Origin of the sequence: Paucisalibacillus globulus (assembly GCF_900184735.1) — a bacterium.
GTDB classification, from domain to species: domain Bacteria; phylum Bacillota; class Bacilli; order Bacillales; family Amphibacillaceae; genus Ornithinibacillus; species Ornithinibacillus globulus_B.
The window spans coordinates 49,635-55,634 of record NZ_LT855390.1; the positions used below are offsets into that span (position 1 = coordinate 49,635).

A 6,000-nucleotide genomic window follows, 5' to 3' on the forward strand; every position below is an offset into this window, starting at 1 on the left:
GTAAACCTTTTCAATAGTAATTGGTATCATATATATTATAACAGGGGGAATAGACAAATGGGTAAATTACAAGATAAAGTAGCAGTTATCACGGGTGGAGTATCTGGTATTGGTGCTGCAACAGCACGTTTATTTGCATCTGAAGGGGCAAAATTAGTATTAGTAGATTTCAATGAAGAAAAAGGTGCTGCTTTTGAAGCTGAATTAAAGTCAGAAGGAACAGAAGCTTTATTCGTAAGAGCAGATGTTACGAGTGAAGATGATGTGAAAAATATTTATGAAACAGCAGTATCTAAATTCGGTAAAGTAGATATTTTATTCAATAATGCTGGAATTGGTAATGTAAAGCCAACTGAAGAATTAACTTATGCAGAATGGAGAAAAATTGTAGAAGTTGACTTAGATGGCGTATTCTTAGTTGCACAAGGTGCAATCAGAGAATTCTTGAAAGCCGATGGTGGTGTTATTGTTAATACTGCTTCCATGTACGGTTGGGTTGGAGCACCTGGTAGTGCAGCATATAATGCAGCAAAAGCCGGTGTCGTGAACTTAACTCGTTCTCTTGGACTAGAATATGCAGAACGTAATATTCGTGTAAATGCATTATGCCCAGGATTCATTGAAACACCAATCCTAGGGGAAACAGATAGAGAATTCTTAACAAACGCAACACCAATGAAACGTCTAGGTAAACCAGAAGAAATGGCAAAAGCTGTCCTGTTCATGGCTAGTGATGATTCTAGCTTCATGACTGGTAACTCTCTAATCGTTGATGGTGGATATACTGCTCAATAATAGGTGAAATAGAAGAACCCATTTTGAACGTTGTTCAGAATGGGTTCTTTTTGTGTGAAAATAATCTCCTTATATCCTCATAGAGATGCGCCCTAACATTATTAAGGAGCGTTTATTTTTTTTAGTTATCAGCCATAATGGTAAGGAATACGTTAGGGAAGTGGTAAGAAGATGGAATTATCAGAGTTAATCTTTCGGATAGCAATAAGCTTTCTAGTTCTTTTTACAGTAGCTAGGATTCTAGGTCGAAAAGAGATTAGTCAGATGACCTTTTTTAATTTCATTTCGGCAATATCAATTGGATCCATTGCTGCAAATCTAGTAGCAAATTCAAATCTTAGTATCCAAAATGGGATTATTGCTTTAGTCGGTTGGGGAGTATTCACCATATTAATGGATATGATTGATATTAAATCAAAAGCATTACGAAAAGTGGTGACGGGTGACCCAACCATAATCATAAAAGAAGGAAAGATTGTTCATAAGGCTCTCCGTTCTAGTAGATTAGATTTGGATTCTTTAACTGCAATGTTGAGACAAAAAAACATTTTTTCCATTGCGGACGTTGACTATGCTATTTTTGAAACAGATGGAAAACTCTCTGTATTACCTAAAGAACCGAAAAAGCCGTTAACAAAATCAGATATGAACGTACCAAATACACCAAAAGTATATCCCATTCCAACCGAGGTCATATCAGATGGTAAAGTCCTCACATCAAACCTACATAAGCTAAGACTTGATTTGAACTGGCTAAATCAGCAATTAAACTACCAAAATATTAATAATGCCTCTGAAGTACTCTACGCCCAAGTCCAGACTGACGGAACGTTGTATATAGCTATAAAAGGGGATGCGCTATCTAAAGATAGGAAAGACGCATAGATTCTCTTAAATATAATAAGCCTGGTTCTATCATGACCTAGGATGGGAAGAAACAGACCATGGCTATGTGGATTATGCCGTGTTTAAAACAGTTGGAGTACTATTATCCCTCTATCCGATTGAGAGATTAGCAAATGGTACGGGATTAGACATTATTACATCAAAATATGTTTTTAAAGGTGTTACCCTTGCAATTAATGTGGACGAACCTGATCAAGTTGATTCCATAATTGAAAAGGTTAGAAATGTAGGTGGGACCATTTTAAGTGAACCAAATGACGCATTTTGGGGTGGGCGCTCTGCTTCTTTTGCAGACCCAGAGAATAATATTTGGGAGGTTGCTTTCAACCCAGATTCAACATTTGATGAAAGAGGGGCAATGTTAACTATATGAAAAAATGATTCTAAATACCCTTCCTCATGTATTTTAAATGGATAATAATTGAGTATATTGGCCCTACAGGGAGATTTATGTAATAACCTGGAAAATAAACTACATAATATGTCCATAAAAAAATTGTGACATAGGAGGGGAGTTAACTTGAAGAAGTTATTATATCCAATTCTACTAAGCCTACTCATGGCATTATTTCTGAATCCATTTTTCCAGCCTCAACAGGCATTTGGAGAACCTAACTATACGGATATTGCTTCTACAGACCTGGTGGTTGAGGATGCTGACGAGGGATTTTTAGAAGATATCTCGAGTTGGTTTGATGGTTTGTGGGAGAATATTGATGATGCGATAGATGGTGTCAAAGAAGCGTTCGGTGAGATATTCGATTTTATTGGCGACCTAATTGGGTCTATTGATGAAGCAATAGCAGTATTTACAGAGGACACGAGTGAAGAGGAAGCAATAAATAATCTCAACGATACTCTTGACCAGGCGGAAGAATTTATAGAGGATATAAAGAATATCCCTCTTGAGCCAAAGGAAAATATTGTATACCGTGTAATACGTGAGGACGAGGATCCAGATAAGGGTATATTTGCAAAAGCACCGGAAAGAGAAGAAATCACAATAGCAGGTCATGTCAACAATGGAAGTCGGCCTGGTTTTAAAGGATCGAAATATATTTCCACAACAAAGAGCTTCCAAGTAGCATTCGAAAATGCAACGAAGAATATTAATGATGGAAATAGTTCACAGGATCTCAGAATTATACAAATAGATTTGAATAAGGTAACGAATAAGTATTATGATTTAACAGATCCGGAAACTCAAGATAAATACTTAGTAAGCAAAGCAGGAAAGCCTTGGCAAAGGGTAAGGAATTATGCGAATAAATCCCAGGAATTGTTGATTGAATACTCCATCCCTAAAGAAGCCATCACCATACTTGGTAGACCTTCCGAATTTTTGGGTGATATTGGTCCTGGAGAATCGAAATAGGAGTGTTTAACGTCATGAATGAGTCCGTTTTGATGGAGGAATTTATTGAGTCAGAAATAAATATGCTTACGGAACTTCGTATGGGCAATGGCCTAGACCGCAGTGAATATGAGAAATGTATCCAAACATTTAAAGATTTAAGTTCCTGGTGGAAAAAGGAAGACTCTATTCCAGAGGAAGCAGTTCTTACCATAATGGAAATCTATGCTGAACTCTATCTGTTTGCAGGTAATTATAAGGATGATGAAAAGGAAGCGATAATCGAAGCAGCAGAACATTTTAAAAAGATGAGAGAACAGTTCCTTTCGAATGAGGTCATGCAGGAGCACGATCAAGATAGTTTAATACGAAACTTAGTGAAAGCGATCGGGGAAAATAATGGTTTCTTCGTTCAGTTGGAACAAGGGAAAGGGATGAATGAAGAACAATTCGAAAAGATATTCCTCGAACTTGAGCATGTTACTAATGAAATTAGCACTTGGGAAAGGATTCCAAAGTCGATTGTTACCTTACTTATTTCCTTTTATGAAATGACTTTATATGTGGATAAATATAAGTATGACTTCAACATGCCATTAGAAGCAGACAAGATTTATGATGCTTATGAGAGAGTATTTGCACAAATAGCTGGATAAAAGTTGAATAGGACCGATTACTAAGTAAAATCCATTTTGAACAATAGTTCAGAGTGGATTTTTTTGTTGAATAGTAAATGTAAATGATGTATTGGTTAATATTTACAATATATTTTCGGTGAAATGGAATAAAAATTTATTGCAAAACGATAAATAACCTGTTAAAATAAATTTCGTAAACAAGTTATGTGTGAGGTGTTTTATATGAAACGAGGTTCAACCCTCTTTTTAAAATTAGCTCTAATTATTGTAGGAATTCCGGTTCTTGTATTGGCTGTTGTTGGAGGAATATGGTTATTAAATAATCCCGCAAATCCAGACTTTGCCCATATTCTATATCCTATTGTTGGTGGTATGTATGTATCCATAATACCGTTCTATATGGCATTCTATCAGGCGTTTAAACTATTAAACTATATAGACAGAAATCAAGCTTTCTCACAAATTTCTGTTGATGCTTTAACGAAAATCAAGTATAGTGCTATTATATTCAGTATTGTGTACGTAGCAATTATTCCATTTGTTTATATCATAGCTGAACTTGATGATGCCCCAGGTCTTATCATAATCGGAGCGATGCCTATATTTGCTTCCTTGGTAATTGCAGTATTTGCTGCTGTTCTCCAGAAGCTATTACAAGAGGCAATCAATATTAAATCAGAAAACGATTTAACGGTCTGAGGTGAATACAATGGCTATTATTATTAATATAGATGTAATGTTAGCAAAACGAAAAATGAGCGTAACAGAACTTTCCGAGAGAGTCGGAATCACAATGGCGAATCTTTCCATTCTAAAAAACGGCAAAGCGAAAGCAATCCGGTTATCAACGTTAGAAGGAATTTGTAAAGCGCTAGATTGTCAGCCTGGGGATCTTTTAGAATATAGAAGTGACGAAGACAACCAAGGCAAGTAACTAATCCAATACAAAATACTATACTAAAAGAATCTGAGGTGGGGACCATGGTAGGAGAAAAGAAGATTTATATTCTTTTAACAGATACAGGAACTGCATTTACAAGATTGATAAAGTCCTATACGAAGAAACCCTATAATCATGCCTCCATCTCCTTTGATGCTGATTTAAGGGAAGTCTATAGTTTTGGGAGAAAGACACCAAAAAACCCATTTATTGGGGGATTTGTTAGAGAGGATATTCAATCTGTCTTATTTAAGCAAGCCGATTGTGCAATATATTCGTTAACCATTTCAGAAGAAGACTTTCAAAAGATGCATCGATTTATCCAATTAATTGAGTCCAATAAAGATTATTACCGATATAATTTAATTGGATTATTCGGTGTCATGGTTAAAAAGCCGATTAAAAGAAAGAATGCATTCTTCTGTTCTCAATTTGTTGCATCTGTTTTAAAGGAAAGTAATACGATTAATTTTGAAAAAGATGTATGCTTGGTTCAACCAAATGATATACTCGGAGTAGCTGATTTCGAATTGGTTTATGAAGGTAGATTGAGAGATTATCAACAAGGGGCTATTGGTGAGAGAGTTCATACTTCTCTTCCTGTAGTTTTATAAAGAGTTTGTAATCATACTAATAAGAGCGAGAAGTCCATTAGATGACTTCCCGCTCTTTTTTTATCTTTTAAGGTCAACTAGTTAGGCTGCCTAAACTTCTAATATCCACATTTCCACCAGAAAGTACACAGACTACTTTCTTATCCTGAACTCCTAATTTCTTACTCATCGCTGCAGCGACTGTAACAGCACTGGATGGTTCAATAAGTTGTTTCATTCTTTCTAGGACAACTTTCTGTGCCAACCTAATTTCTTCCTCCGAAACAAGTACTAGGTCATCCAAGTATTTTTGGACGACAGGAAATGTTATGTGACCAGGATGACTTGTTCTGAGGCCATCTGCAATGGTTGTGGTTACTGGTATGGAAGTTATTTTACCATGTTGTAAAGATAGATAGGTGTCATGGGCAGTCTCTGGTTCTACTCCAATCACTTTTACCTTAGGTTTCTTTTGTTTAACGGCAGTGAGTATGCCAGATATTAACCCACCACCTCCAATTGGAACCACGATTACGTCTGTATCATCTAATTGCTGTCACTTTGAACGGTATTTTGCGCATATTTTAAATACTATTTTGCACGAGATGAAATATAAAAATCTATCTTCATGTAAAAGATAGATTTTAATAATTACTTGATTCCGATAACTAAACTGTCTCGTGCAGCTTCAACAACTTCTGTTGTAATGGTTTCAAGATTATTAATTTCAAGTATCCTTTCAATCTGGGTGAAGAGTCTTTGTATAAGCCTGAA

Annotated in this window: 7 protein-coding genes and 3 pseudogenes; 8 read left to right on the top strand and 2 right to left on the bottom strand. The window is 35.9% G+C overall.

The window, feature by feature from the left end:
* Nucleotides 1–57: 57 nt before the first annotated feature.
* The 8 genes and pseudogenes from BN999_RS09510 (at nucleotide 58) to BN999_RS09545 (ending at nucleotide 5,247) form a co-directional block, all read left to right on the top strand.
* Nucleotides 58–795, top strand: a complete 738-nt coding sequence (locus tag BN999_RS09510) for an SDR family NAD(P)-dependent oxidoreductase (RefSeq protein WP_096271152.1) — start codon at nucleotides 58–60, stop codon at nucleotides 793–795.
* 171 nt (nucleotides 796–966) lie between these two features.
* Nucleotides 967–1,680 carry a YetF domain-containing protein gene (locus BN999_RS09515; RefSeq protein ID WP_096271153.1) on the top strand — a complete coding sequence of 238 codons (714 nt, stop codon included), beginning with the start codon at nucleotides 967–969 and terminating at the stop codon, nucleotides 1,678–1,680.
* 37 nt (nucleotides 1,681–1,717) lie between these two features.
* A pseudogene (locus BN999_RS09520) lies at nucleotides 1,718–2,074 on the top strand (VOC family protein); the annotation flags it as partial.
* Nucleotides 2,075–2,221: 147 nt separating this feature from the next.
* Complete coding sequence (locus BN999_RS09525) at nucleotides 2,222–3,076, top strand: DUF7587 domain-containing protein (protein WP_096271155.1); 855 nt, start codon at nucleotides 2,222–2,224, stop codon at nucleotides 3,074–3,076.
* Between the two features lie 14 nt (nucleotides 3,077–3,090).
* The gene (locus tag BN999_RS09530; protein ID WP_096271156.1) at nucleotides 3,091–3,711 is read left to right on the top strand and encodes a hypothetical protein; all 621 of its coding nucleotides are present in this window, start codon (nucleotides 3,091–3,093) and stop codon (nucleotides 3,709–3,711) included.
* Nucleotides 3,712–3,915: 204 nt separating this feature from the next.
* The gene (locus tag BN999_RS09535) at nucleotides 3,916–4,392 is read left to right on the top strand and encodes a DUF2975 domain-containing protein (RefSeq protein WP_096271157.1); all 477 of its coding nucleotides are present in this window, start codon (nucleotides 3,916–3,918) and stop codon (nucleotides 4,390–4,392) included.
* A gap of 10 nt (nucleotides 4,393–4,402) precedes the next feature.
* The gene (locus BN999_RS09540; RefSeq protein WP_096271158.1) at nucleotides 4,403–4,627 is read left to right on the top strand and encodes a helix-turn-helix domain-containing protein; all 225 of its coding nucleotides are present in this window, start codon (nucleotides 4,403–4,405) and stop codon (nucleotides 4,625–4,627) included.
* A 47-nt stretch (nucleotides 4,628–4,674) separates the two neighbouring features.
* Nucleotides 4,675–5,247 carry a hypothetical protein gene (locus BN999_RS09545; RefSeq protein WP_096271159.1) on the top strand — a complete coding sequence of 191 codons (573 nt, stop codon included), beginning with the start codon at nucleotides 4,675–4,677 and terminating at the stop codon, nucleotides 5,245–5,247.
* A 73-nt stretch (nucleotides 5,248–5,320) separates the two neighbouring features.
* Here the strand turns inward: BN999_RS09545 and BN999_RS09550 are convergent.
* Both BN999_RS09550 and BN999_RS20860 read right to left on the bottom strand, forming a co-directional pair.
* Nucleotides 5,321–5,767, bottom strand: a pseudogene (locus BN999_RS09550) (pyridoxal-phosphate dependent enzyme); the annotation flags it as partial.
* A gap of 110 nt (nucleotides 5,768–5,877) precedes the next feature.
* A pseudogene (locus BN999_RS20860) lies at nucleotides 5,878–6,000 on the bottom strand (AAA family ATPase); the annotation flags it as partial.